This is a genomic window from Thioclava sp. 'Guangxiensis', from assembly GCF_045348365.1.
GTDB classification, from domain to species: domain Bacteria; phylum Pseudomonadota; class Alphaproteobacteria; order Rhodobacterales; family Rhodobacteraceae; genus Thioclava; species Thioclava kandeliae.
Genome location: NZ_CP155822.1, coordinates 447,830 through 471,866, shown reverse-complemented (window position 1 = coordinate 471,866; position 24,037 = coordinate 447,830). Strand labels below are relative to the sequence as shown.

The 24,037-nt window shown below is 63.3% G+C and carries 24 protein-coding genes and 1 other RNA gene; 14 read left to right on the top strand and 11 right to left on the bottom strand.

The genetic code is table 11. The features are described 5' to 3' along the window. Positions 1-77 precede the first annotated feature (77 nt). Positions 78-1,742 (top strand): NAD+ synthase, encoded by a 1,665-nt coding sequence (locus ABEB22_RS02235; protein ID WP_406870739.1) that lies wholly within the window; start codon positions 78-80, stop codon positions 1,740-1,742. A 12-nt stretch (positions 1,743-1,754) separates the two neighbouring features. Here the strand turns inward: ABEB22_RS02235 and ABEB22_RS02230 are convergent, their stop codons facing one another. Further along, positions 1,755-2,702, bottom strand: coding sequence for a 1-phosphofructokinase family hexose kinase (locus ABEB22_RS02230; RefSeq protein ID WP_406870738.1), 948 nt, complete (start codon positions 2,700-2,702; stop codon positions 1,755-1,757). A gap of 146 nt (positions 2,703-2,848) precedes the next feature. Here ABEB22_RS02230 and ABEB22_RS02225 point away from each other — a divergent pair, with 146 nt between their 5' ends. Then, complete coding sequence (locus ABEB22_RS02225) at positions 2,849-3,058, top strand: hypothetical protein (RefSeq protein WP_339111944.1); 210 nt, start codon at positions 2,849-2,851, stop codon at positions 3,056-3,058. Positions 3,059-3,072: 14 nt separating this feature from the next. Continuing rightward, positions 3,073-4,068 (top strand): DUF6976 family protein, encoded by a 996-nt coding sequence (locus ABEB22_RS02220; protein WP_406870737.1) that lies wholly within the window; start codon positions 3,073-3,075, stop codon positions 4,066-4,068. A 77-nt stretch (positions 4,069-4,145) separates the two neighbouring features. On the opposite strand, the gene ABEB22_RS02215 is transcribed toward ABEB22_RS02220, so the two are convergent. Both ABEB22_RS02215 and ABEB22_RS02210 read right to left on the bottom strand, forming a co-directional pair. Then, positions 4,146-5,102 (bottom strand): MBL fold metallo-hydrolase, encoded by a 957-nt coding sequence (locus tag ABEB22_RS02215; RefSeq protein ID WP_406870736.1) that lies wholly within the window; start codon positions 5,100-5,102, stop codon positions 4,146-4,148. A gap of 110 nt (positions 5,103-5,212) precedes the next feature. Further along, positions 5,213-5,662 (bottom strand): metallopeptidase family protein, encoded by a 450-nt coding sequence (locus ABEB22_RS02210; RefSeq protein WP_350937727.1) that lies wholly within the window; start codon positions 5,660-5,662, stop codon positions 5,213-5,215. A 62-nt stretch (positions 5,663-5,724) separates the two neighbouring features. Between ABEB22_RS02210 and gltX the strand changes: the two genes are divergently transcribed. The 4 genes from gltX to ABEB22_RS02190 all read left to right on the top strand — a co-directional run bounded on the left by gltX (position 5,725) and on the right by ABEB22_RS02190 (position 9,253). Continuing rightward, positions 5,725-7,050: a glutamate--tRNA ligase gene (gene gltX / locus ABEB22_RS02205; RefSeq protein WP_339111948.1), complete on the top strand. Its 1,326-nt coding sequence runs from the start codon at positions 5,725-5,727 to the stop codon at positions 7,048-7,050. A gap of 528 nt (positions 7,051-7,578) precedes the next feature. Then, positions 7,579-8,079 carry a YbjN domain-containing protein gene (locus ABEB22_RS02200; protein WP_339111949.1) on the top strand — a complete coding sequence of 167 codons (501 nt, stop codon included), beginning with the start codon at positions 7,579-7,581 and terminating at the stop codon, positions 8,077-8,079. Positions 8,080-8,108: 29 nt separating this feature from the next. Further along, entirely contained in the window at positions 8,109-8,921 is an 813-nt protein-coding gene (proC, locus tag ABEB22_RS02195; protein ID WP_339111950.1) for a pyrroline-5-carboxylate reductase, read from the top strand. Continuing rightward, positions 8,918-9,253: a tRNA-binding protein gene (locus tag ABEB22_RS02190; RefSeq protein ID WP_339111951.1), complete on the top strand. Its 336-nt coding sequence runs from the start codon at positions 8,918-8,920 to the stop codon at positions 9,251-9,253. Before proC ends, ABEB22_RS02190 begins: the two co-directional genes overlap by 4 nt. A 120-nt stretch (positions 9,254-9,373) precedes the next feature. Here ABEB22_RS02190 and ABEB22_RS02185 read toward each other — a convergent pair whose 3' ends face one another. From ABEB22_RS02185 to ABEB22_RS02150, 8 genes are all read right to left on the bottom strand, one after another. Continuing rightward, positions 9,374-9,952: a thymidine kinase gene (locus ABEB22_RS02185; RefSeq protein ID WP_339111952.1), complete on the bottom strand. Its 579-nt coding sequence runs from the start codon at positions 9,950-9,952 to the stop codon at positions 9,374-9,376. Positions 9,953-10,122: 170 nt separating this feature from the next. Then, entirely contained in the window at positions 10,123-10,572 is a 450-nt protein-coding gene (gene dtd / locus ABEB22_RS02180) for a D-aminoacyl-tRNA deacylase (RefSeq protein ID WP_339111953.1), read from the bottom strand. A gap of 89 nt (positions 10,573-10,661) precedes the next feature. Then, positions 10,662-11,786 carry a primosomal protein N' (replication factor Y) - superfamily II helicase gene (locus tag ABEB22_RS02175; RefSeq protein ID WP_406870735.1) on the bottom strand — a complete coding sequence of 375 codons (1,125 nt, stop codon included), beginning with the start codon at positions 11,784-11,786 and terminating at the stop codon, positions 10,662-10,664. 26 nt (positions 11,787-11,812) lie between these two features. After that, positions 11,813-13,006 (bottom strand): SPFH domain-containing protein, encoded by a 1,194-nt coding sequence (locus ABEB22_RS02170; protein WP_406870734.1) that lies wholly within the window; start codon positions 13,004-13,006, stop codon positions 11,813-11,815. A gap of 48 nt (positions 13,007-13,054) precedes the next feature. Further along, positions 13,055-14,074 carry a DUF2927 domain-containing protein gene (locus ABEB22_RS02165; RefSeq protein WP_339111956.1) on the bottom strand — a complete coding sequence of 340 codons (1,020 nt, stop codon included), beginning with the start codon at positions 14,072-14,074 and terminating at the stop codon, positions 13,055-13,057. Beyond that, a complete protein-coding gene (locus ABEB22_RS02160; RefSeq protein WP_406870733.1) occupies positions 14,071-15,252 on the bottom strand; it encodes a toxic anion resistance protein in 1,182 nt (393 codons plus the stop codon). Before ABEB22_RS02160 ends, ABEB22_RS02165 begins: the two co-directional genes overlap by 4 nt. A 27-nt stretch (positions 15,253-15,279) precedes the next feature. Further along, entirely contained in the window at positions 15,280-16,182 is a 903-nt protein-coding gene (locus ABEB22_RS02155; RefSeq protein ID WP_406870732.1) for a 5-bromo-4-chloroindolyl phosphate hydrolysis family protein, read from the bottom strand. A 282-nt stretch (positions 16,183-16,464) separates the two neighbouring features. Next, positions 16,465-18,291 carry a pseudouridine synthase gene (locus tag ABEB22_RS02150; protein WP_406870731.1) on the bottom strand — a complete coding sequence of 609 codons (1,827 nt, stop codon included), beginning with the start codon at positions 18,289-18,291 and terminating at the stop codon, positions 16,465-16,467. Positions 18,292-18,393: 102 nt separating this feature from the next. Here ABEB22_RS02150 and ABEB22_RS02145 point away from each other — a divergent pair, with 102 nt between their 5' ends. The 7 genes from ABEB22_RS02145 to ABEB22_RS02115 all read left to right on the top strand — a co-directional run bounded on the left by ABEB22_RS02145 (position 18,394) and on the right by ABEB22_RS02115 (position 24,036). Beyond that, positions 18,394-18,846 carry a nucleoside deaminase gene (locus tag ABEB22_RS02145; protein WP_406870730.1) on the top strand — a complete coding sequence of 151 codons (453 nt, stop codon included), beginning with the start codon at positions 18,394-18,396 and terminating at the stop codon, positions 18,844-18,846. A 125-nt stretch (positions 18,847-18,971) separates the two neighbouring features. Next, an RNA gene (rnpB, locus tag ABEB22_RS02140) (RNase P RNA component class A) lies at positions 18,972-19,381 on the top strand. Positions 19,382-19,522: 141 nt separating this feature from the next. Beyond that, positions 19,523-19,690 carry a 50S ribosomal protein L33 gene (gene rpmG, locus ABEB22_RS02135; protein ID WP_339111961.1) on the top strand — a complete coding sequence of 56 codons (168 nt, stop codon included), beginning with the start codon at positions 19,523-19,525 and terminating at the stop codon, positions 19,688-19,690. Positions 19,691-19,804: 114 nt separating this feature from the next. Continuing rightward, positions 19,805-20,218 (top strand): hypothetical protein, encoded by a 414-nt coding sequence (locus ABEB22_RS02130; RefSeq protein WP_406870729.1) that lies wholly within the window; start codon positions 19,805-19,807, stop codon positions 20,216-20,218. Positions 20,219-20,302: 84 nt separating this feature from the next. Beyond that, the gene (locus ABEB22_RS02125) at positions 20,303-21,574 is read left to right on the top strand and encodes an imelysin family protein (protein ID WP_339111963.1); all 1,272 of its coding nucleotides are present in this window, start codon (positions 20,303-20,305) and stop codon (positions 21,572-21,574) included. A 75-nt stretch (positions 21,575-21,649) separates the two neighbouring features. Continuing rightward, complete coding sequence (locus tag ABEB22_RS02120; protein WP_406870728.1) at positions 21,650-23,047, top strand: di-heme oxidoredictase family protein; 1,398 nt, start codon at positions 21,650-21,652, stop codon at positions 23,045-23,047. Beyond that, positions 23,047-24,036: an imelysin family protein gene (locus tag ABEB22_RS02115; protein WP_406870727.1), complete on the top strand. Its 990-nt coding sequence runs from the start codon at positions 23,047-23,049 to the stop codon at positions 24,034-24,036. The genes ABEB22_RS02120 and ABEB22_RS02115 overlap by 1 nt, the downstream gene beginning before the upstream one ends. The last annotated feature ends 1 nt before the right edge of the window (position 24,037 follow it).

Here is a 24,037-nt window from a genome sequence, read left to right as displayed (position 1 = left end):
TGATGGAACGCGATGCCCTTCCCCTCGCGCGCGCTTGCCGTTACACCATCCCTCGAGACTTAATGAGGATCTGTCCCATGGCCGCGACCTTCCGTTTGACCCTTGCCCAGCTGAACCCCACGGTGGGCGCGCTTGATGCCAATGCCGCCAAGGCGCAAGCCGCATGGGAGGAGGGCAAACGGGCAGGGGCCGATTTCGTGGCCTTGCCCGAGATGTTCCTGACCGGCTACCAGACGCAGGATCTGGTGATGAAGCCCGCCTTCATCGCCGATTGTATGGCGCGGATCGAGGATCTTGCCGCGCGCCTGGCCGACGGTCCGGCGCTGGGGATCGGCGCGCCCTATCAGGACGCGACCGGCCATTACAACGCCTACTGGGTGCTCAAGGGCGGCAAGGTCGTGGCGCGGATGCTCAAGCACGAACTCCCGCATAAAGAGGTCTTCGACGAGCACCGGATCTATGATGTGGGCCCGATCTCGGGGCCCGTGCAGATCGGCGCGGCGCGGATCGGTCTGCCTATCTGCGAGGATGCGTGGCACCCCGATGTGGCCGAGACACTGATGGAGACCGGTGCGCAGATCCTGATCGTGCCCAATGGCTCGCCCTATTTCCGTGACAAACACGAGGTGCGGCTCAATCATATGGTGGCCCGCGTGGTCGAGACCGGCTTGCCGCTCGTCTATCTCAACTCGGTGGGCGGGCAGGATGATCAGGTCTTTGACGGGGCGACATTCGTCCTCAATGCCGACCGTTCCCTGGCCGCGCAATTCGCTCCTTTCGAGGAAATCATCGACCATATCACCTTCACCGAAACGCCCTCGGGCTGGGTGGCAGGCGAGGGCCGCTTCGACCCGCAGCCCGACGCTTGGGAGCAGGATTACCGCGCGATGGTCATGGCGACCCATGACTATCTGGCGAAATCGGGGTTCAAGAAGGTGGTGCTGGGTCTCTCGGGCGGGATCGATTCCGCCATTGTGGCGACCATTGCCGCCGATGCCTTCGGCCCCGAGAATGTGCATTGTGTGATGCTGCCCTCGGAATATACCAGCCAAGGCTCGCTCGATGATGCGGCCGAACTGGCGCGGCGTGTGGGCACGAAGCTCGATACCGTGCATATCGAGCCCGCCCGCGACGGGGTGACCAAAGCGCTGGCCCATGTGTTCGAGGGCATGGCGCCTGACGTGACCGAGGAAAACATCCAGTCGCGTCTGCGCGGCACGATCCTGATGGCGATTTCCAACAAGTTTGGCGCCATGCTGCTGACCACCGGCAACAAATCCGAGATGGCCGTGGGCTATTGCACGATCTATGGCGATATGAATGGCGGCTATAACCCGATCAAGGATCTCTACAAGACCCGCGTGTTCGAGACCTGCCGCTGGCGCAATGCCAATCACCGCCCGTGGATGAAGGCGCCCGAGGGCGAGGTGATCCCGAGCATTATCATCGACAAGCCGCCTTCGGCCGAACTGCGCCCCGACCAGAAGGACGAAGACAGCCTGCCACCCTATCCGGTGCTCGATGACATCCTCGAGCGGCTGGTGGAGGGCGATCAGTCAGTGGCCGAGATCGTGGCGGCAGGCCATGACCGCGAGACGGTCAAACGCATCGAGCATCTCCTGTATATTTCCGAATGGAAACGCTTCCAGTCGGCGCCCGGCACGAAGCTGACGCGCAAGGCGTTCTGGCTTGATCGCCGCTATCCGATGGTCAATCGCTGGCGCGACCAGTCGGGCCACTAAAAGCGCCAATAATCAGACGGAATGCAGGGGGCATTGCGGCAGCAATGCCTCGATATCCTCGCCATGGCAAAGTTCGGTGGCGGGCGTCATCACCGCCGCCGAGGCGGCCGCTGCCCCATGCTGCAACGCCTGCGGCAGGTCCAGCCCGCGCGCCAGTGCCCATGTGAAGCCGGCCACGAAACTATCTCCCGCTCCGACCCTGGAGGCGATCTTCACCCTGGCCGCATCCGCCACCCAGCGCCCTTCGCGCGTGGCCATCACATTGCCATCGGCGCCGCGTGCAATCAGAACGCAATCGGCCAGACCCAAAACGACCAACTCTTGTGCAAAATCGGCCGTGTCGCGACGGGTGGGCAGGGGGCGTCCTGCCAGTTCCTCGGCCTCCAGATCATCCATCCGCAGAAAATCGGCGGCGCGGTGCTTGCGCTGCATCAGATGCAGAAGGGCGGGGCCGGACGTGTCGAGAAACAGCCGCGCTCTGACGGGTGCCAGATGATCGGCGAGCCTCGCGGGGAAATCCTCGGGGACACCGGGCGGTTGGCTGCCCGACAGCACCACAATCCCGCCTTCGGGCAGGGCGCGGGCGATCTGGCTCAGAGCTGACGCCACATCGGATGCGCTCCAGCAGGGGCCCGGCATGACAAAGCGGTATTGCTGATTGCTGGCCAAATCATCCACTGTCAGGCTCTGCCGCGTCTCGCCCGGTGCGGGAAAAGGCACCACGCCGATGCCTTGTGCCGCCAGCAACCCCGTGACCTTGGTGCCAATCGCCCCGCCCAAGGCCACGAAGGCCGTGCTCTGACCGCCCATCGCGGCAATCGCGCGGCTGACATTGATCCCGCCGCCACCCGGATCCTCTTGCGGCGCGGTGCAGCGTAGCTTGCGATCGGGGAGCACCTGCGCCGTGGCAATGGACAGATCGACGGTCGGATTGAGCGTAACGGTCAGGATCGGTGTCATTGATGTCCGGGGTTATGAAGGAATTTACCTCGAATTTAAATTATAAGCTGACGATAGGGTGGATTGCTAGCTGAGCTTACGTTGGGAAAGCAAAACTTAAGAGTGTGTGCCTTATATCATCTCATAGAGTTGAGGAGAGAGACGTAATGATTCCCGATACGAACGACCCGCGCTGGAAGCGCGTTCTGACTTCCGAGTCCGACCTGTCCGCGACCTCGCTGGCCACCCGTCTTATGGTGTCCCGTCTCCGTCGTGAAGTTGCAGCAAGCCCCGCAGCCCTGGCTGCAAAAATCGGGGAATTGCGCGATTTTGTGGTCAAGAACCCCTTTGCCACTGCTGATATGGCCAAATTCTGAAGCTGGAGCCTCCGATGAAAAATGAAATGCTGAGTGTTGCGGATGTGTCCGTACGGATCAATGACGGTGCAACGATGGTCATCGCGGGGGCCGAGGAACTGCTGCGTCAACTGCCCAAGGGGAAATGGATCGGCGGCACGACCGTCTATTTCGTGACCGATCAGGGCGGGGCCGTTGTGCGTGACAAGCTGTTCTGCACTACCTTCGACCGCGTGGCCGAAACGGATATGCGCTATGTGGATGTGGACGCGCTGCCCACCATCGCCGAGGGCTATAAGCCTAATGGCTTTACGATGATCATGATTCCCGCTTTCTCGGTGGCGCATTCGAATTTTGCCGTCGAAGGCCAGACCTATGACAATCTCTTCAATCAGCCATTGGCGGGCTGGATCACCGGTGTGCATCTCGACGATCTGGGCAGGAAAGCCCCGATGATCTTCGATGGCGCCACGGGGCAAGGCCATGACGAAGGGGCGGTGCTGCTGCATGTGGGCCTTCCGGCGGATGCGAAAGCCGATCTCGATATTCTCAATATCTTCGCGCAGGGAGACAGGGAGGATCTGACCTTCCGTTTCAAAAAAGACGGCTTTGTTGCCAGCAGCGTAGAGGTGAATGGCGAGGAGGTCGATTTTGCGACCTATATCGAGGAGAACCAGATCGATACCCGCCTGCCGCTGGTGGCCAACTATTCCGGCGCGATGGTCAATGTCTCGATCCAGTCGGTCGATACGGTTTCGGGGCAGGTGAAGTTCTACGCGCCCGTCGTGGCGGGGGTGGAATACCGCATGGCCAATGCCCTTGGCAGCTATGCACAAGCCTTTGCAGAGGGCGCAGGCAATACGGGAGAGGGGCAGTATTCGTGCAACTGCATCCTGAATTATCTCTATGGCGAGCTGGAAGGCCAGCGCACCGGTAATTTCACCGGTCCGGTCACCTTCGGCGAGATCGCTTATATCCTTCTCAACCAGACGCTGGTGCGGATGGATATCTCGGATACGGACGCGGCTTGAGCCGCGCCTGACCGGCAGAAGCCACAATGCAAAAGGCCCGCCGTAATGGCGGGCCTTTCTGTGTATCGCACGGCAGATCAGGCCTGTTCGGGCAGGTTGAACTGGTAGGAGGCGGGGATGAACTCGTATCCCTCGTCTTTTGCACGCAGGAAGCCCAGACCCGGGAAGGGCATGTGGTAGCCGATGAAGGGCACACGCGCATCGGCGATACGCTTGAGGATGCGGTCGCGCGTTTCCTTGGCCTTCTCCTTGTCCATATCGAAGCGCACTTCCCAATCGGGGCGCTGCAGCGACCAAACATAGTGATTGGCGGTATCGGCGGTCAGGGCAAATTCCTGCGCGCCGCTGGTGATCCAGAAGGCCAGCATGCCGGGCGTATGGCCATAGGCTTCCATCGCCTTGATGCCGGGCACGACCTCGTCATCGGGACCGATGAAGCTGAACTTGTCTTCCAGTGGGCGGACCTTTGCCTCGAAGGTCTCGTTCTTGGCCTGTGACCAGTAATCCCATTCGACCTGACCGGTAATATAGGCGGCATTGGGGAAGGTCGGGCCACTCTCGCCCATCAGACCCCCGATATGGTCGCCATGCATATGGGTGATGACCACATGGGTGATCGCCGAGGCGTCGAGCCCCGCGGCTTCCAATGCGGCGAGAATGCCATCGGAGTTCAGGCCGGTGTCGAACAGGATTTTCGCGTCGGCGGTTTCGATCAGAACGGGCGTGAATCCGTTCAGCGAGCGGTCGGCGGGGATGAAATTGGCCTCGGACAGGGCGGTGAACTCGCCATCCGACGCATTCAGCCCGAAGGTGCCATGCGGGTCCGCCATCGGCATCGTGCCGGCCAGCAGCGTCGTCACGGTCATATCGCCCAGTGTAAAACGACGGTATTGCGGGATCGCGGGCGTGGATTTGGGCATAGAGGGCTCGTTTTCTTGTGCCGTCGCCGCTGTTGCTGCTGCAAGCGCAGCGCCGGCAACCGGTGCGGCCACGGCCGAGAGCAACGCGTTACGACGTGTCATATGGGTGGTCATTGGGCCTTCCCCTTTGGAAACCAGTTGCTAGTGCAAACTAGGTGCTCTGGAACGAATTGCGACTCACGGCTGCGTTATATCTGATGAGTTATATGTGCGGGTGTGCATAATTATTCCCACCAGCGGTCGATCTTGGCAATTTGCGCATCGGACCAGCCGAAATGATGGGCAAGCTCGTGCACATAGATATGGGTTACCAGATCGGCCAGACCGATATCGCCGCGGGCAATCCACTCGTCCAGAAGCGCGCGCCGGAAGAGCCAGATCACGCTCGGGCCCTGCGGATCGCTGAAAGCGACCTCGGTCAGGGGCACCCCCTCATAGAGGCCGGTCAGCGAGAAGGGATCGTCAATGCCCAGATCGCGCAGCATGTCCTCGGGGGCCAGCTCGGCCACATGCAGGCGCACGGCCCTTGCAGCCTGCCGGAACGGGTCGGGCAGGGCATCGCGCGCAGCCAGCGCGAGCGCTTCGATCGCGTCGAGCGAGGGCGGCAGATCGGACCCTGCGTCAGGATCGGCGCTAGGGCGTGGGGTGCAGGGCTGGTCTGAGCGATCATTCATGCCGTAGATATGGACAAATTCGTGCTTTTATGGAAGACGGAAGCCGCATCAGGAGACTTTGAATGACCGTTACACGTTTTGCCCCGTCGCCCACCGGCTACATCCATGTCGGCAACCTGCGCACCGCGCTGATGAATTACCTCATCACCCGCAAGCAGGGAGGCACGTTCATTCTGCGGATCGACGATACCGATCAGGAACGCTCCAAACAGGAATATATCGATGGTCTGAAAACCGACCTCGAATGGTTGGGCATCACATGGGACCGTGAGGAATACCAGTCCAAGCGCTTCGACCGCTATTATGCGGTGGCCGAGGAGCTGAAGGCGGCTGGCCGTCTCTATGAATGCTTCGAGACCCCGACCGAGCTGGATCTTAAGCGCAAGAAACAGCTGAACATGGGTAAGCCGCCGGTCTATGACCGCGCCTCCCTGCATCTGACCGAAGAGCAGAAGCAGGCCTATCGCGACGAGGGCCGTCAGGGCTACTGGCGCTTCCGCCTCGATCTGGAGCGGATCGAGTGGAAGGATGGCATTCTTGGCGATCTGTCCATCGATGCGGCCTCGGTGTCGGATCCCGTGCTGATCAAAGCCTCGGGCCAGATCCTCTATACGTTCGCCTCCTCGGTCGATGATACCGATATGGGGGTGACCGATATCGTGCGCGGCGGCGACCATGTTACCAATACCGCGACGCAGATCCAGATCATCCGCGCCATCGGTGGCACGCCGCCCAATTTCGCGCACCACTCGCTTCTGACCGGCCCGCATGGCGAGGAGCTGTCCAAACGTCTGGGCGCGCTCTCGCTGCGCGACCTGCGGGCCGAGGGCATCGCTCCCGAGGCGCTGCTGTCGATGATGGCGCGTCTGGGCTCGAGCCAGCCGGTTGAGCTGAAAATGTCGATGCAGGAGCTGATCGACGGCTTCGAGATCAGCCAGTTCGGTTCCGCCCCCACCAAATTCGACCGCGAGGACCTGATCCCGCTGACCCGTGCGCGCAACCAGCATCTGCCCTTTGCCGATGTGAAGGAGCAGATCCTCGCGCTCGGCATTCCCGCCGCTCAGGCCGAGCAGTTCTGGAAGGTCGCCTCGCAGAATATCGACAAGCTATCGGATCTGGCAGGCTGGGCGGATCTGTGCCTCAACGGGGCCGAGCCGCTGATCGACGAGGAAGATCGTGCTTTTGTGACCGAGGCTCTGGCGATCCTGCCGGAGGCTCCATTCACCGAGACGACGTGGAAGGACTGGACAACGGCGGTGAAGGCGCAGTCGGGCCGCAAGGGCAAGGGGCTGTTCATGCCGCTGCGCAAGGCTGTCACCGGAATGGAGCACGGCCCCGATATGGGCGAGCTGATGCCGCTTCTGCACAAGGTGCGTGCCCGCGCCTGAGCGAAGCCTCTGACAAGACGATGGAAGGGTGCCTGAAAGGGCGCCCTTTTTTCATGTGCGGGGCAGGAGAAAGTCCCCATGTTTCCGTAGGGGCACGGAAAAGTGAAGCGCACAGGGAGGCGCGGATAAGAGCGCGTGGAACAATTTTCGCGCAAGACAGGGGCGGGTTGCGGAATCGTCACAGCGAATCGGCAAGCTTTTGAACTACCGTAAAAATTCGATTCGGTGGTTGCGAATCCCCCTCGAGTCAGGCGATGCAGGAGGCCGTGAAACATTTCTGGGAAGGTCTGCGGGATGTTATCCACAGGCTTATGACCGGATTCGTCCATATCTGTGGTGGGGACATTTTTTTATCCCCAGATATCGTGTTCGGATCTAGAGTTATCCACGAGTAACACGTTTACACCCTGTTTCACACAAGTCACGATATCTGGTATGAACTAGGAACGGATCCGCCGTCCCTAGTATGCATGACAACCCGTTGCGGTTCATCGCAGGGGAATGAACAAGAGCAGAAGGACCAGAGATATGGCACTCAGCGACGATTATATCGGCGACGACGCCCACCCGATCGATGTGGTCGAGGATCTGGCCGAAGCCCATGCGTGGGAATTCAACCGCGTAACCGATGACCAGATCGCGATGGTGGTGGAAGGGCAGTGGCGCAGCTATTCGCTGACGCTTGCATGGTCCGATCAGGACGAGGTGCTGCGCCTGATCATGACCTTCGAGATGGATCCGCCTGCCGAGCGCCTGCCGGTGCTCTATGACATGATGAACCGCGCCAATGATCAGGTTTGGTCGGGCAGCTTCGTCTACTGGCCCGAGCAGCGTCTGATGGCATGGCGCTATGGTCTGGTGCTGGCCGGTGGCCAATGCGCCTCGATCCAGCAGCTCGACGAGATGATCGGCACCGCATTGATGTCGGCCGAGCGGTTCTATCCGGCCTTCCAGCTGGGCTGCTGGGGCAATCGCACGGCGGCAGATGCCATTCAGGTCGCCATTGCAGAGGCTTACGGTCGCGCCTAAGCTGCGCCCCGCAAAAGAAGGGGTGCAGAATGGATTTTTCCGATATTTCCGAACGTGGTCTGGTTCTGCTGGGCTGCGGTAAGATGGGCTCGGCGATGCTGGCGGGCTGGCTGAAGGGCGGCCTTGATCCGAAATCGGTGACCGTCATTGCCCCGCGTCCCTCCGATTGGGTCCGTTCGACCGGTGTGCGCATCAACGAGGATCTGCCTGCGTCTCCCGCGGTCGTGCTGCTGGCCGTAAAGCCGCAGAAGATGGGCGAGGCCCTGCCGCAGTTGGCGGCCCTTGGCAATGGCGCGACGCTGTTCCTGTCGGTTGCGGCGGGACTGACGCTCGCGAAATACGAGGGAATCCTCGGAGCGCAGACCCCGATCGTGCGCGCCATGCCCAACACACCCTCGGCCATCGGGCGCGGGATCACCGCGATCATCGGCAATGCGCCGGTCAGCGACGCGCAGATGGATCAGGCCGAAGGGCTGTTGCAGGCCATCGGGCAGGTGGTGCGCCTTGACGCCGAGGACCAGATGGATGCGGTCACCGCCGTGTCCGGCTCGGGTCCGGCCTATGTCTTCCATCTGATCGAGACGCTGGCCGCGGCCGGTGTGGCTCAAGGGCTGCCCGAGGATCTGGCGATGAAGCTTGCCAAGGCGACTGTGGGGGGGGCGGGGCAGCTCGCCGAGGATGCGCCCGAGGATCCGTCGCAGCTGCGGGTCAATGTGACCTCGCCGGGCGGGACCACGGCAGCGGCTCTGGCCGTCCTGATGGACGAAACCTCCGGGTTTCCCGCGCTTCTGGAGCGCGCGGTGAAAGCTGCGGCGGATCGCGGGCGGGAGTTGGGCGCGTGAGCGTGACATTCGAGGATTTCCTGAAGCTCGATATCCGTGTCGGGCGCATCACCCGCGCGGACCCTTTCCCCGAGGCGCGAAAGCCTGCGATCAAGCTCTGGATCGATTTCGGTGGCGAGATTGGCGAGAAACGGTCCTCGGCGCAGATCACCACACATTACGCGCCCGAGACGCTGGTCGGAAAACAGGTTATGGCGGTGGTGAATTTCCCGCCGCGCCAGATTGGTCCAGTCATGTCGGAGGTGCTGGTGCTGGGTGTGCCTGATGAAGAGGGCGGGATTGTCCTGATCGGGCCGGATCAGGATGTGCCCGAGGGGGGCCGCCTGCACTGACACTCCCAGTCAGGTGAACCATTCGACAAGGGGGTGTGCGCGCGCCGCGAAGCGGCGCGCCCGGGGCGCGCAGGCGCGGCTTCGCCGCGCTCGCGCGCAATCTCTCGGACAGGTGCGGGATTATTGCCCCATTGCCTCGCGCCAGTGCCTGCGGCAAAGCGAGACATAGGTTTCGTTGCCGCCCACCTGCACCTGATCGCCGCCGCGCAGCGCCTGTCCGTCAGGCCCCATCCGCACCACCATCGTGGCCTTGCGCCCGCAATGGCAGATGGTGCGCACCTCGCGCATGTCATCGGCCAGCGCCAGCAGCGCCGCCGAACCGGGGAAAAGCTCGCCCATGAAATCGACGCGCAGCCCGTAGCACATGACCGGAATGCCGAGGTCATCGCAGGCCCGCGCCAGAGCCCAGACCTGTTCGCGGGTCAGGAATTGGGCCTCGTCGATGAAGACGCAGGCACAGGGACCTTGGGCAAGGCGGTCCTCGATCATCGCGAACATGTCGGTCTCGGGCGTGAAGCAGAGCGCATCGGCACCGATGCCGATCCGGCTGCCGATCCGGCCTGTCCCTGCGCGTGTGTCGAGCTGGGCCGTGACCAGAAGCGTCTGCATCCCGCGTTCGACATAGTTGTGGGAGGCCTGCAGCAGCAATGTGCTCTTGCCGGCATTCATGGTGGAATAATGGAAGTAAAGCTTGGCCATAGGCGGGGGATAGCTGTGCTGCGGGAGTTGGGCAAGAGCCTTGCAGCCCTCTTGGTGCGGGGAATTCGGCGGATGACTGCGCCGGGGGCGCGGGGGCGGTGGCAAGGCGGCATCGAGCCCCCTTGCCACCGCCACATCCCCTGCGGGGCTGTGAAGCCCAAGGCCGGCGTTCAGGCGCGGTCGGCGGTGTCGAGCCAGATCGTGATCGGGCCGTCATTGGTCAGGCTGACGGCCATATCGGCGGCAAAGATCCCGTTTTCCACAGGCAGATCCAGCTTGCGAAGGGCCTCGCTGAAATACTCGTAGAGATGTTTGCCGGTCTCGGGGGCGGCGGCGCTGGAAAATCCGGGCCTGTTGCCGGTGCGGGTATCGGCGGCCAGAGTGAACTGGCTGACCACAAGGCAGGCCCCGCCCACATCGCTGACCGAGCGGTTCATCTTGCCCGCCTCGTCCTTGAAGATGCGGAGCTTGGACACGCGGGCCGCGAGCTTCTCGGCCTGCACTTCGGTATCGCCATCCATCGCGCAAACAAGCACCAGAAGGCCGCGCCCGATCTCGCCGGTGATCTGGCCGTCCACTTCGACCTTGGCGGAGGTGACACGTTGGAGGAGTGCGCGCATGACGATGCCTTTCTGAGGGTTTTTTGGCAGCATAGCCACTCTGGCGCTGCCATGCAGGCATTCTACGTCACTGTCGGGCGGAATGCGACCTAGCGGGCGATGTAGAAGAGCACCCCCGCCACCAGCGCGGCCAGGAGGGCGGCCAGCGCGATCTTCCATGCCGACCATGGCCTGTCGCCGGATACGACCCCTGTCTGGCCATTGACGATGAACCGGTAGCTCCGGCCCTGAAACCGGTAGGCGGCGGACCAGATCGGCAGCAGGATATGTTTGAAAGTCTCGTCATGGAATTGCGGATCCATCACGCCAAGGCGCTGGGTATCGCCGCCGATATCGCGGCGGATATCGCTCTGGATCACCTGCAGCATCTTGGCCTGCGCCTGATGGTGGGCCTCGGGGATCTCGACCGTATAGCTCTCGGCCGAGAAACCCGCCAGAAAACTCCCGTCATAGGCGGCCACCCGCGAGAGGTTCCACGGGTGCAGGCGCCCCACATGGTCATCGGGCAGCGAGCGGGCGGCATAGACCAGCACATCGTCGAAATCGCGCGCGACCTGCCCTGTGACGGGGGTCCAGCGGATGCGGCGTTCCTGCTCTTCGCGCCGCACGGTCTGGCCGTTCTCGTCGACCGTGACCAGCCGTGTCTCGTAGTAATAATCGCCGCGCTGGCCGGAATAGCGGGTGCGCGAGCGCGCATCAAAGGTCCAGAATGGCGCATAGACGCCGGTCATGCGTCGCCCCTTGCGGGCAAACTCGGCCAGCCCGTTGGGGGCGAACCAGCGGCCCTTGAGCCATTTTGTCAGCGCCGCGCGGGCCTCGGTCTCGGTCACCGTAAAGGGCAGCACGCCTTGCGGCGCAAACTGGCGGGCCCCGCCCGCTTCGGCCACGATCGGGGTGGCACAGAACGGGCATTCCGTGGCCTGCTGGTCCGGTCCCAGCTCGATTTGGGCCGAGCAGTTGGGGCAGGACAGATGGCGCTGACCTATGCTCTCGGTCTCCGGCAGACCCTGCACAAGCACCGGCGCAAGCGGCAGCTCGCGCAGCCCGCTCTCTCCGCGATGGGTGATGGCGGGAATGTCCTGCATATGGCCACAATGGTCGCAGACCATCCGCGTCTCGCCCGGATTGAAGCGCAGATCGGCGCCGCAGGCTTCGCAGGGGTAGACGCTTGGCGTGTCGCGGCGTACGGCACGGGGGACTTGGGGGAGCTTCATGGCGGCGGGCCTCGTTCGGGGTGCGGTTACGCGCCCGGCGGCGGTGGCGGCTGGATGGTGAAGAGCTGTGCCAGTTCGGGGATCTCCTCGGCGGCCAGCCAGCCCGATTGTCCCGGCGCCCAGACAAGCGAGGCGCGGGTGAACTGCCCCTCCGCTTTCATCTGCGCCAGCTGCCCGCGCCCGAACGGCCCGAGCGTCTGGCCGTTCACCGCCATGTGCCAGACCTTCTCGACAGCCGGCGGGGGCGGAAGAGGCGGTGCGGCGGTGCCTTGGGGCGCGGGGGCTTGCCCCGGGGCAACGCCTTGCGGAGCCATCTGGCCCCAAGGGCCCGCCTGCGGGGCGGTATGTGCGGGTTGACCCCATGGCCCCCCCATCTGCTGGCCCATCGCCATGCCCATCCCCGCACCGAGCCCAGCACCCATGGCAGCCCCCATACCGGCGGATGCTCCCGATCCGGGTTGGCCCATGGCCTCTGCGGCATTGAACTGCATGTAGCGGTTGAGATCGCCCACGATCCCCATCGAGGTCCGTTTGTCGAGCACCGTCTCCACCTCCGAGGGCAGCGAGATGTTCTCGATATAGAATTCGGGCAGGCCCAGCCCGTATTCGGCAATCGTCGGTGCGATGGCCTCGGCCACCAGCTTGCCCAGATCGGCCGTATTGGCTGCCATATCGAGCACGGGGATATTCGCGCCGGCCAGCGCGCGAGAGAATTCCTGCACGATAATATTGCGCAGCTGGTAGCTCACCTCATCGGCGGTAAACTCGCCGTCGGTGCCCACGATCTCGGTGATGAACTTGGCCGGATCGGTGACCCGCGCCGCATAGGTGCCGAAGGCCCGCAGCCGCACGGGGCCGAATTCGGGATCGCGGGTGATCACCGGATTCTTGGTGCCCCATTTGAGATCGGTGAAGCGCGTCGTGTTGACGAAATAGATCTCGGACTGGAAGGGCGATTTGAAGCCATGATCCCAGTGTTGCAGCGTCGTCAGGATCGGCATGTTGTTGGTTTCGAGGAGATAGAGGCCGGGGGTGAAGACATCGGCCAGCTGCCCCTCATGCACGAAGACGGCGGCCTGTCCCTCGCGAACGGTCAGTTTCGCGCCGTATTTGATGGCATGTCCCTGCCGCTCGAAGCGCCAGACCATCGTATCGCGGGTGTCATCCACCCAAGAGATGACGTCGATGAATTCTCCGCTGAGAAAGTCGAGAATACCCATGATCCGGTCTCCGCTTGTCGGTTTGGGGGAGGGCGCGCAGGCCCTCGTTCAGTCGTTCGGCATCAGCTCCGCGGCGACCTGCCGGATCACCGGCATGGCCTCGTCTTCCGACATGCCCGGGCGCAGGCGCGGATCGTAGAGCATCTTCAGCATCAGCTCGTCCTGACGGGTCAGGCGGGCGAATTCCTCGTCATCATTGAAGATCGAGGGGCGCGCGCGGGGATAGTCATTGGCCAGCCCGAGACCCTGCGCCAGCTCCTCGTCATAGCAACTTTCGCGCATCGCATCGGGATGCTCGCCACGGATGATCGCGACCGCGCGCGAATAGTCCGAGCGGTCGCCCTCGGAGAAGGCGAAGACCACGCAGAAGGTCGTGGTGGGCAGGTTGGTGATCGCATGGATCGAGCTCTCGTCGATGCCGGGCACCATCTTGCGCAACAGATCCTGCGATTTCTCGCGCTCGTCCTCGTTCAGCACAAGGATCGAGAAATTACCGTTATCGGGAACAAGGCTGACCGGATGGCCGCTGGCACTGGCCAGTTTGCCGGCATAGGCGCGCACGGTAGCGGTGTCCTTGAGGCGTTCTTCTTCGGGGATCGAGGCCCCGAAATGCAGATCCATGCGCACCGGTTTTTCCCAGCGCCGCAGCTTCGACACGGTCGGTCTGGCAATGAAGGCGCCGTTGCGGTGCTCGTATTCGTCGTAGAGCGCCACATTGACGAAGTTATCGATCAACTGGTGCCGGTGGAAGGGCGCATCGCGCGGCGCGACATCGGTGCGCAGCAGCCCCTGCGCCAGAAGATTGTCCTGCACCTGCTGGAAATAGGCCGAAAGCGCGAGACTGTCCTGCGAGCGCGGCGCGACCTTGGGTGGGCCGGAGGATTTCGGGGGCGCCAGCAGCGGGCGCGGCGTCGCGCGCGGTGCCTGTGCCGAGCCGTCCATTCCGGGCAGGTTCGAGCAACCGAGCACCGCCAGCAGGCAAAGGCCGAGCCCTGCGATGCGCAGCCTCGGGCCGTGTGATCCCGCAGGGATGCCCGATCTGGAGGGCGTGCTCGGGCCGGAGGTCATGCTCGGGGGGCTCCTTTATCTGCGGAGCTGCGCGGGCTGCGGGCCGAGGCCAGTGTATCGCGCAGGCGGCCTTCCATCTGGACCAGCTCGGCTTCGGCTGCTGCGCGCTGGCGCTTGCCTTCGTCGGCGATCGAGAGGCTGTCCTCGATGGTGGCGATCAGCGTCTCGTTGGCCTGACGCACGGCAGCGATGTCGAAAACGCCGCGCTCCATTTCTTGCCGCACGGTCTGGTTGGCCTGACGCAGGTTCTCGGCATTGGCGGTCAGCAGTTCATTGGTCAGGTCATTGGCGGCCTTCACGGCACCTGCAGCCTCGGCCGAACGCTGGATGGTCACCGCCTGAGCCAGCTGGGTCTCCCACAGAGGCACGGTATTCACCAGCGTCGAGTTGATTTTCGACACCAGCGCCTTGTCGTTTTCCTGCACCAGCCGGATCGAGGGCAGCGATTGCATCGTCACCTGACGGGTGAGTTTGAGGTCATGCACGCGGCGCTCCAGATCATCGCGGGCGGCACGGATATCGCGCAGCTCCTGCGCGCGGATCAGCTTGTCGGTCTCGCTGGCCTGCGCCACCTCGGCCTCTTTCGCGGGGATGATCTCGGCATCGGCCTGCGCCAGCTTGGCCTCGCCCGCAGCAATGTAAAGCGCGAGCTCATCGTAGAATTTCAGCGTCTTGGTATAGAGAAGATCGAGCGATTTCAAATCCTTGAGCAGCTTCGTCTCATGGGACAGAAGCACATCGCTGATCTTGTCGATCTGGCCCTGGACCTCCTCGTAACGGGCGAGGAATTTGGCAAAGGGAGCGGCGCGTCCCATCAGCTTTTCCCACCAGCTCTGCTTGCGGCGCACATCCAGTTCACTGACCGAGAACCCGCGCAGGGTGGTCACGATATTGCGCAGGCTGTCGCCCGCAGGGCCGGTATCCTTGTTCTTCACATCGACCAGCATGGCCTGGCTGATTTCCTGCAGCTCGGACTGGGCGCGGGTGCCGAAACGTAGGATCGTGTTGGAATCGCTCAGATCCACCTCGTCCATGCGCGAGCGGATCTCGATGGCGGTCGGAGCCTCGGCGCCCTCGAGCGCCACGCCCACCTCCTGCGGATCAGGCAGCCGGATCGCGGCCACCTGTTCGATTTCGCTCACATTTTTGGCGGCGGCTTCGCGGGTCGTGTCGCTCATAGGATGGTCTCCTCAGGGCTTTCGGTGTCATTTATGCGCGGACGGAGGGGGCGGGGCAATGCCTTCCCGCTCCAGCCGTTCGCGCAGCACGTCGATTTCGATCTCCAGCCCCTCGCGACCGCTCTCGATGAGCTGGCGCGATTTGGCGGTAAAATTGCGTTCGAGGTCATCGAGAAGGGTCTCGTAACCGGCCCGCGCCTCAGCGTCGCGCGTCTGGGCATATAGGTCGGCAAAGCGGATGGTCGCATCACGCGCGCCTTCGAGATAGAGCGTCAGATAGCGCCGCGCCGCGCGCAGATCGTTGGGCTCTTCCTCGACCGTGCGGAAGAGATCGCGGGCATGGGTGGCAAAGATCTCGACCCGCGCGGTCAGCTGGGGCGTGCCGGCGCGGGCGATGGCCTCGCGCATGGCGGCCAGATGCGCCTCGCCGGTGGCGATGGCCTCGGCGGCACGCTCCTGCTGGAATGGGTCGATGCCCTCGAGCCCCTTATCCTTCAGCGGGTCGATCCCGAAGGCCACGAGGCCCAGAACGGTGCCGATGAGGCCGCAGCCTATGGCGCCCGTCAGCCCCATCTCCTGCGCGCCGATCGCCAGCCCGAGGCCAAAGCCGAGGCTGCCCAGTATCTTGCGGGGAAGGGCGGGGCGGCGGGCCTTGCCACGCGCCTCATAGGCGGCTTGCGCTTTCAGCCCCTCGCGCAGCAAAAGCGCCGCACCCGCACAAAACCCAAAGCCCAGAATACCGCGTGCCAGTCCCACCGGCCCGTCGCCGAAAGCGCCAAAAAGGAAGGGCAGGGCACAGACCGCCAGCCAGAAGGGGCGGCCCTCATAGGGGTGCTCGGGGCGGGGCAGCCGCTCGGTAGGGATGTCTTCCTGTCCGGCGCTGCGGGGCGGGGCATCGGGGCTGTATCTGCCAGAGAAACGGCGGGCCATGGCTCAGACGCTGCCTGTTGCCGCGATCTTCAGCACCAGCGCCAGCATCAGCAGGAAGGCGATGCGCTGGATGGCTTTTTGCGACATGGGTCCCCCTAAACTTGCCCGAATGGTCATGGTGGTGCTCATCTTAAGCGGAGAATAGGTATTTCGGCACGTCTGTGCCAGAGGGGGATGGCAGAAAAGCGCCCATACGCAGGCGCTCTGTCATGACATCTGTATGAGCTATGGGGCCGGAACGACAAACGGCGCCAGATCTCTCTGGCGCCGTTCGATGTTTACTTATTCGCTGCGGGGCTTGCGCGGACCTTTGGGGCCAGAGCCGCGCGGTCCGTTGCTACGGGGGGCATCCCCACGGGGGCCGCCTTTGAAGCCGCCGCCCGGTTTGCCACCAAATTTCTTGTCACCGAAGGAACGGCCTTCGCCGCCTTCACGACGCGGACGGTCACCGAATTTCTTGTCCCCAAAAGAACGGCCTTCGCCACCCTCACGACGCGGACGGTCGCCGAATTTCTTGTCACCGAAGGAACGGCCTTCGCCGCCTTCACGACGCGGACGGTCGCCGAACTTCTTGTCACCGAAGGAACGGCCTTCGCCGCCTTCGCGACGCGGACGGTCGCCGAACTTCTTGTCGCCGAAGGAGCGGCCTTCGCCGCCTTCACGACGCGGGCGGTCGCCGAACTTCTTGTCACCGAAGGAGCGGCCTTCGCCGCCTTCGCGACGCGGGCGGTCGCCGAACTTCTTGTCACCGAAGGAACGGCCTTCGCCGCCTTCGCGACGCGGACGGTCGCCGAACTTCTTGTCACCGAAGGAACGGCCCTCGCCGCCTTCGCGACGCGGACGGTCGCCGAACTTCTTGTCACCGAAGGAGCGGCCTTCGCCGCCTTCACGGCGCGGGCGGTCGCCGAACTTCTTGTCGCCGAAGGAACGGCCCTCGCCGCCTTCGCGACGCGGACGGTCGCCGAACTTCTTGTCACCGAAGGAACGGGTGTCGCTGCGATCTTCGCGCGGTGCGCTGCGCTTTTCGGGCGACCAGCGTTCCTTGCGCGGACGGTCCTCTCCCTCGGTGCGCGGTGCGCGCTCGGGACGGTCGCCACGGCCTGCGAAATCCTTCTGGCGGCCAAAGCTGCGCTCGGAATTGCCACGGCCCTCGCCATCCTCGCGGTCGAAGCGTTTCGGGCCACGATCCCCGAATTTCTTGTCGCCAAATTTCTTGTCACCGAAGCTGCGGCCCCCGCGGTCGCCGCGATCCCCCCGATCACCGAACCTGCCGCGCGGCCGCTCGCCATCATCGCGACGACCCGCAGATTTGCTGCGGTCGGCGGGTTGGGCGTTGGGCGTGTCTTCCAGAAGGCTTCCCAGCTGGTCATGGAGCACGCGGCGCTTGATTTCCACCACATCACCCGGTTGCATCTCGTTGAGGCGGAACGGGCCATAGCTTACGCGGATCAGGCGGTTCACGGTCATGCCGATCTCGGTCATGGCGCGGCGGATCTCGCGGTTCTTGCCTTCGCGCAGGCCCACGGTCAGCCAGGCATTCGCGCCCTGCTGGCGGTCGAGAGTGATCTCCATCGGCTGGAAATCCTCGCCATCGATGGTGATCCCGGCCCGCAGCGGGTTGAAGGTCTCGGGTGTCGGGCGGCCATTCACGCGCACGCGGTATTTGCGCAGCCAGCCGGTTTCGGGCAGCTCGAGGCGGCGCTTGAGGCCGCCATCATTGGTCAGAAGCAGAAGACCCTCGGAATTGAGATCGAGACGGCCGACATTGAGCACACGCGGCATACCTTCGGGCATCTCGTCGAAGATCGTGCGGCGGCCCTGCTCGTCTTTCTCGGTGGTGACCAGACCCAGCGGTTTGTAATAGAGCCAGACACGGGTTTCCTGCGGCGCGTCGATCGGTTTGCCATCGATGGTAACCTTGTCCTTTGGCGTGACATCAAGAGCGGGTGAGGCCGCCTGTTTGCCATTGACCGCCACGCGGCCTGCGAGGATCAGCTTTTCCGCATCGCGGCGCGAGGCCACGCCCGAGCGCGCGATAACCTTGGCGATACGTTCGCCGGAAGAGGGCGTCGTATCCGGTTTCGGCGTGTTGTTGGAATCATTGGTCATGGCAGGCGGCTCCCGAGGCGGTCTTGAAGGCGCCTCTCTATAGTGTCTTATCTCCTGTGGGAAGAGCCTTGCACGAGAGAAGCGAAACGGCCAAGAGAAGATATGTTCAGAAGTTTCATGGATCAGGCGCTGGAGGAGGCGCGGGCGGCCGCTTTGCGCGGCGAGGTGCCGGTCGGGGCGGTGATCGTTGCGCCATCGGGGCAGGTGGTGGCACGCGCCGGAAACCGCACCCGCGAGCTATGCGATCCGACCGCCCATGCCGAGGTGCTGGCCATCCGCGAGGCCTGCCGGAAGGCGGGATCGGAGCGGCTGGTGGGGCATGATCTCTACGTCACGCTGGAGCCATGCCCGATCTGCGCGGGCACGATCTCTGCCGCGCGGATCCGGCGGCTCTATTATGGCGCCGCAGATGTCAAATCGGGCGGTGTGGCGCAGGGCGCGCGGGTATTCTCGCATCCGCAATGCCATCATGCGCCCGAGATCTATGACGGTTTGGCCGCCGCCGAGGCCGAGGCGCTTCTGAAGGGGTTCTTTGCGGCGCGGCGGGACGGGTAGCGGGAGCAGGGGCTTTGCCCCTCTTCGACTGCGTCGAATTCACCCCAGGATATTTGAGGACGCTGGAAAAGGCGGTGGTTTCGCGCTTGACCTGTTTGCGGGTTCCGGCCTAAGGCTCGGCTTGCGCAGGGGGCCGGATGGCCGCGGCGGTTCGTAGCTCTGCTTTTGTAGACAGCCGGATCGCCGAGGAAAGTCCGGACTCCATGAAGTGACGGTGCCGGGTAACGCCCGGCGGGGGTAACCCCAGGGATAGCGCCACAGAGAACAGACCGCCCTGCATCATGCACGGGTAAGGGTGAAACGGTGGGGTAAGAGCCCACCGCGGGACTGGTAACAGGACCGGCATGGCAAGCCCCACCGGGAGCAACGCCGAATAGGGATCGCGTGCCGCGGGCATCTGTCTGACGGTAGGGGAGCTTCGCCCCGAGTGATCCGGGTTGGCAGCTGGAGCCTGCAGGCAACTGCAGGCCTAGAGGAATGGTCATCGAGGGGGGCAACCCCTGAACAGAATCCGGCTTACAGGCCCCCTGCGCAAAATTTCTTCGGCTGATAGTGGAATTTCCCGAGAAGGGTGCGATTGGCTGTTGACTCTGGGGTGAGTCTGGCTAAAAGGCGGGCTTCAAGGATTTCGATGGCAGTGACGCGGATGTTGGCTGCCTGACTCAGGAGATGAAACATGGCGAAGCCGACGACGCAAAAGATCCGTCTGAACTCGACGGCGGGCACCGGGCACTTCTATGTGACCAAGAAGAATGCCCGCACCATGACCGAGAAAATGGTCGTGAAGAAATACGACCCGGTTGTGCGTAAGCACGTCGAATACAAAGAAGGCAAGATCAAGTAAGATCTGACCGTCTTTGACGAAGCGAAAGCCGCCCTTGGGCGGTTTTTTGCTGTTCTGATGACTGATTCCGGCTGCGAGATTATGTGGTCCGGTTGCCGGAGCTAGGCTGTGGCGATGCATCTGCATTTTCTGAATGCGCACGGACGCTATGTGCCTGCAATTGCACCCCTGCGGCAGGTTGTGGCCGATGCGGAGGCGGGTCTTGCGCCTCTTTGGCCGGTTTTATGGCTTGATGTGGTGGGTAAGGTGGTGGAATGGCTGCCTGACCATTTCCTCTGTTGCGGTTTTGATCTGATGGCGGGCGCGAGTCTACGCAACTTCAATCCCAAACATGTTGTCGCGCCCGAACTGGCTGATGGGGCGCTTCGGGTGGTGCTGCAGGAATATCATCACGCGCTGCGCCGGGACGGGCCGGGATATGGAGCGACTTTGGGCGGTGCATTAGTGTTGCGGGTTTGGGAGGTGCTACATCGTATGGGGCGCGTGGCTGGCCTGCGGCACGGTTTGAAACGGTCTTGGAAAAATTGACCGAGTAAAACAATCGGGATTTACATTCCCGAGTAAATGTGTCACTTATCCGTGAACTCCAGTTACACTGATCCGAGGCACCGCATGACCCGTCCCCTTTCCGCGCTGCTTGCCAGCACTGCCCTGTTTGCTGCGCCGCTGGCAGCCTTTGCCGAGGCGCCGCAGCCCGAAGCCGTGATCGAAACCTATGCCGATATCGCGCAGGCAGGGTTCGAGGACAGCCTGACCACCGCGCAGGCGCTGGAGGCGGCGGTTGACGCGCTGGTGAAAGAACCCTCTGCCGAGACGCTGCAGGCGGCCAAGGATGCGTGGGTTGCGGCCCGCAAGCCCTACCAGCAGACCGAAGCTTTCCGCTTTGGCAATGCGCTGGTGGATGACTGGGAAGGCCGTGTGAACGCCTGGCCGCTCGATGAGGGTCTGATCGACTATGTCGATGAGGATTCGGCGGCCAATAACGAAGAGAATGATCTGGCTCTGGCCAATGTCATCGCCAATAAATCGCTCACCATCGGTGGCGAAAAGGTGGATGCCAGCACGATCTCGCCGGAATTCCTCGCAGAGACCCTGCAGGAGGCCGAAGGCATCGAGGCCAATGTGGCAACCGGCTATCACGCCATCGAATTCCTGCTCTGGGGGCAGGATCTGAACGGCACCGGGGCGGGCGCGGGTGCGCGCCCCTATACCGATTACATTCAGGGCGAGGGCTGCACCGGTGGCAATTGTGACCGCCGTGCCGAATATCTGCAGGCAGCCTCCAAGCTGCTGGTTGCGGATCTGCAGGAAATGGTCGGCAATTGGGACGAGGAAGGTGCTGCACGCACCGCGCTGACCGATGATGCCGATGCGGGCATCACCACGATCCTCACCGGTATGGGGTCGCTGTCCTATGGCGAGCTGGCGGGCGAGCGCACGAAGCTGGGCCTCATGCTGCATGATCCGGAAGAAGAGCATGATTGCTTCTCCGATATGACCCATGTCTCGCATTATTATGACGCGTTGGGGATCCAGAACGTCTATACCGGCAAATACACCCGTGTGGACGGCTCGGTCGTGGAAGGCGCCTCGCTGTCGCAACTGGTGGCGGCCAAGGATGCCGATGTGGATGCGCAGCTGACCAAGGATCTGGACGCATCGGTCGCTGCAGCCGATGCGATCTACCAGAAGGCCGAAGGCGGTATGGCCTATGACCAGATGCTGGCGCTTGGCAATGACGAGGGGGCAAAGCTCGTCAACGGTCTGGTCGATGCGCTGGTCACCCAGACCCGTTCGATCGAGCGCGCGGTCACGCTTCTGGGCTCCGAGGTCGAGATCGAGGGGTCCGACAGCCTCGACAACCCTGATGCAGTCTTCCAGTAAGACTATTCAAAATAGGGGCTTATGCCCGACACTTCCCCGTGGCAGCGATGCCGCGGGGTTTTGCATGGTGATGTGATGCGCGCTCTTCTTGCTTTCTGCCTTGCTGTGCCAGTGGCGGTGCAGGCCGCCGAGGTGACAGCGCCGGCCACCGAGTTCGTGCAACCCGAACGCTACGAGGCCAATCCGGCAGGGGCGGCCACGGTGGCGGCCACGGTGACGGGCACGGGGTTCCGCGCGCCTGCGGCCAATCTGCCCCCATCCCTGCGGATGGGGTTCACCTTGGGCGAGGCGTTGTTCGACAAACTCTGGGTGCCTGCGCCCTCGAGCACGCGGGCCTCGGACGGGCTGGGGCCCTTGTTCAATGCGCGGGCCTGCGCCAATTGCCATCCCGGAAATGCGCGGGGGCGGCCCGAGGATGGCCAGGGCATCTCGGGGATGGTGCTGAAGCTCTCGCGGCGCTTTCCGCCCGGCGATGGCGCAGAGGGCATCGACGGCTGGCATGGTATGATCGCCGATCCCGCGTTCGGCTGGCAGTTGCAGGATCGGGCGCTGCCGTCGCTGGAACCGGAGGGACAGCTGGTGCTGGACTGGATTGAGGAGGGCGATCTGCGCCATCCCGAGGCCCGTCACGGCTTTGCGCCCGAGACACTGGTCTCGCTGCGGGTCGCGCCGCAGATCATCGGGCTGGGGCTTCTGGAGGCGATCCCCGAGGCCGATATTCTGGCACATGCGGACCCCGGGGATGCCGATGGCGACGGGATCTCGGGGCGGGCGCAATATGCGATCGGCCCCGATGGTGTGGTCCGGCTGGGCCGGTTCGGCCATAAGGCGGGCATGGGGCGGCTCGTCGATATGACGGCGCAGGCTTTCAGTCAGGATATGGGGCTCTCGAGTGTGCTGTTCCCCGCAGGCGCGGGCGATTGCACCTTGGCGCAGACGGATTGTCTTTCGGTTCCTGACGGGATTGACGAGGGGCTGCGCGACAATGCCGAGGTCTCGACCGAGGCGCTGGAGGCGGTCACCGCCTATGTGACGGGGCTGGGCGTGCCAAAGCGCCGTGATGTGGGGGCGCCGGATGTGCTGGCCGGCAAGCAGGCTTTCTATGAGGCGCAATGTATTGCCTGCCATGTGCCGAAATTCATTACCGCAACCAGCGATAATCCGGTCACCTCGCGCCAGCTGGTCTGGCCCTATACCGACCTTTTGCTGCATGACATGGGCGAGGGGCTGGCCGATCACCGTCCCGAAGGCGTGGCTACGGCGGCGGAATGGCGCACGGCGCCGCTCTGGGGGATCGGGTTGACCGGCGAAAATTCGGGCCATGCGCCGCGCTATCTGCATGATGGCCGCGCGGCCACATTGGACGAGGCGATCCGCTGGCATGGTGGCGAAGCGGGGCCCGCCCGTGATAGATATCTGGCACTGCCCGCCAAGACGCGCGCCGATCTTATTCGCTTTCTGGAGACCTTGTGATGCGTAATCTGCTGTTCTCGCTGCCTCTGATGGCGATCTCTGTGCCAGCTCTGGCCGATACACGCGCCGCCGTCACGCAAGACATCCTGCCCGGATATACCGCGCTGACCAATGCCACGATCGCGTTGCAGAAGGGGGCCGAGGCGGACTGTTCCATCGCGACGATGCAGCCCTTGTGGAATGACGCGGTCGATGCGTGGTTGGGCGTGGCGTTTTTGCGGCTCGGACCGGTCGAGGAGCAGGGGAGGGCGCTGGCCTTTGCCTTCTGGCCCGATGCCAAGGCCACGGGGCGGCGCCAGCTCTCGGGGCTGATCGAGCAACAAAACCCGCAATTCACCGACCCGGCAGAGTTGGCGAAAGCCTCTATCGGAGTGCGCGGCTTTTTCGGTCTGGAGCATCTTCTCTATGGCGAGCTGGCCACGGATGACGACTATACCTGCAAGCTGCGCGTGGCGATGGCCGGTGATCTGGCGCAGATGGCCATCGATGTCGAGGTCGGCTGGCAGAACGGTTTTGCCGATGAACTCCTGAGCCCCGGCACCGAAGGTCATACCCTTTATCTGACCGAATCCGAGGCGCGGCAGGCGCTTTATACGCAGTTGGTCACGGGGCTCGAATTCAACAAGGACACGCGGTTGGGCCGCCCTCTGGGCACGTTTGAGCGCCCGCGCCCCGAACGGGCCGAGATGCTGGACGCGGGCCGCTCCGCCCGCAACGTGACGCTGTCGCTGGTTGCGCTGCGGGGGTTTGCCGACAGGCTGGCGCAGGGCATGGGCGAGATCCCCAAGACCGACGCCGCGTTTGACCGCGCGATCGAGCTGGCACACGATCTCGATGATCCGGTCTTTGCCGGTGTGGCCGATCCGATGGGCCGGTTGAAGGTGGAGATCGTGCAGCAGCAGATCGGGCTGACGGTCGAGGCCATGCAGGCCGAGCTGGGGCCTTTGCTGGGTGTCAGCGTGGGCTTTAACGCCGCGGATGGAGATTGAT

Coding starts and splice junctions, on each gene's coding strand:
- ABEB22_RS02210 (WP_350937727.1), bottom strand. CDS start 5,662: ATGAATGATCGCTCAGACCAGCCCTGCACCCCACGCCCTAGCGCCGAT.
- ABEB22_RS02160 (WP_406870733.1), bottom strand. CDS start 15,252: ATGAGCGACACGACCCGCGAAGCCGCCGCCAAAAATGTGAGCGAAATC.
- ABEB22_RS02175 (WP_406870735.1), bottom strand. CDS start 11,786: ATGAAGCTCCCCCAAGTCCCCCGTGCCGTACGCCGCGACACGCCAAGC.
- ABEB22_RS02130 (WP_406870729.1), top strand. CDS start 19,805: ATGCATCTGCATTTTCTGAATGCGCACGGACGCTATGTGCCTGCAATT.
- ABEB22_RS02150 (WP_406870731.1), bottom strand. CDS start 18,291: ATGACCAATGATTCCAACAACACGCCGAAACCGGATACGACGCCCTCT.
- ABEB22_RS02215 (WP_406870736.1), bottom strand. CDS start 5,102: ATGACCACCCATATGACACGTCGTAACGCGTTGCTCTCGGCCGTGGCC.
- ABEB22_RS02185 (WP_339111952.1), bottom strand. CDS start 9,952: ATGGCCAAGCTTTACTTCCATTATTCCACCATGAATGCCGGCAAGAGC.
- ABEB22_RS02200 (WP_339111949.1), top strand. CDS start 7,579: ATGGCACTCAGCGACGATTATATCGGCGACGACGCCCACCCGATCGAT.
- ABEB22_RS02115 (WP_406870727.1), top strand. CDS start 23,047: ATGCGTAATCTGCTGTTCTCGCTGCCTCTGATGGCGATCTCTGTGCCA.
- ABEB22_RS02230 (WP_406870738.1), bottom strand. CDS start 2,702: ATGACACCGATCCTGACCGTTACGCTCAATCCGACCGTCGATCTGTCC.
- ABEB22_RS02125 (WP_339111963.1), top strand. CDS start 20,303: ATGACCCGTCCCCTTTCCGCGCTGCTTGCCAGCACTGCCCTGTTTGCT.
- ABEB22_RS02155 (WP_406870732.1), bottom strand. CDS start 16,182: ATGGCCCGCCGTTTCTCTGGCAGATACAGCCCCGATGCCCCGCCCCGC.
- rpmG (WP_339111961.1), top strand. CDS start 19,523: ATGGCGAAGCCGACGACGCAAAAGATCCGTCTGAACTCGACGGCGGGC.
- ABEB22_RS02165 (WP_339111956.1), bottom strand. CDS start 14,074: ATGACCTCCGGCCCGAGCACGCCCTCCAGATCGGGCATCCCTGCGGGA.
- dtd (WP_339111953.1), bottom strand. CDS start 10,572: ATGCGCGCACTCCTCCAACGTGTCACCTCCGCCAAGGTCGAAGTGGAC.
- proC (WP_339111950.1), top strand. CDS start 8,109: ATGGATTTTTCCGATATTTCCGAACGTGGTCTGGTTCTGCTGGGCTGC.
- ABEB22_RS02145 (WP_406870730.1), top strand. CDS start 18,394: ATGTTCAGAAGTTTCATGGATCAGGCGCTGGAGGAGGCGCGGGCGGCC.
- ABEB22_RS02120 (WP_406870728.1), top strand. CDS start 21,650: ATGCGCGCTCTTCTTGCTTTCTGCCTTGCTGTGCCAGTGGCGGTGCAG.
- gltX (WP_339111948.1), top strand. CDS start 5,725: ATGACCGTTACACGTTTTGCCCCGTCGCCCACCGGCTACATCCATGTC.
- ABEB22_RS02220 (WP_406870737.1), top strand. CDS start 3,073: ATGAAAAATGAAATGCTGAGTGTTGCGGATGTGTCCGTACGGATCAAT.
- ABEB22_RS02225 (WP_339111944.1), top strand. CDS start 2,849: ATGATTCCCGATACGAACGACCCGCGCTGGAAGCGCGTTCTGACTTCC.
- ABEB22_RS02170 (WP_406870734.1), bottom strand. CDS start 13,006: ATGGGTATTCTCGACTTTCTCAGCGGAGAATTCATCGACGTCATCTCT.
- ABEB22_RS02235 (WP_406870739.1), top strand. CDS start 78: ATGGCCGCGACCTTCCGTTTGACCCTTGCCCAGCTGAACCCCACGGTG.